Source organism: Micrococcus sp. GbtcB5, from assembly GCF_019091605.1.
Taxonomy (GTDB): Bacteria; Actinomycetota; Actinomycetes; order Actinomycetales; family Micrococcaceae; genus Micrococcus; species Micrococcus luteus.
Window position 1 is genome coordinate 1 of the sequence record NZ_JAGXJK010000233.1, and the last position, 263, is coordinate 263.

The 263-nt window shown below is 73.0% G+C and carries 1 pseudogene; it reads right to left on the reverse strand.

The window, feature by feature from the left end:
• A pseudogene (locus KVS67_RS12175) lies at nucleotides 1–261 on the reverse strand (AMP-dependent synthetase); the annotation flags it as partial.
• Nucleotides 262–263: the final 2 nt, after the last annotated feature.

A 263-nucleotide genomic window follows, 5' to 3' on the forward strand; every position in this document is an offset into this window, starting at 1 on the left:
GTAGTCGGCGCGCAGCTTGCGCTTGTTGGCCTTCCCGACGCCGGTCCGGTCGTTCTCCGTCACGAAGCGGTCCTCGTCGGGCAGCTGCCAGGTGGCGAAGCGCTCGGCGAGTGCGGCGAGGACGGCGTCCTGGTCGGCGTCGGAGTCCTCGTCCCGCACCACGAGGGCCAGGGGGCGCTCCTCCCACTGGGGGTGGGGGGCGCCGATCACGGCGGTGTCGCGGACCCCCGGGACGGGCACGGTGAAGTTCTCCAGGTCCATGG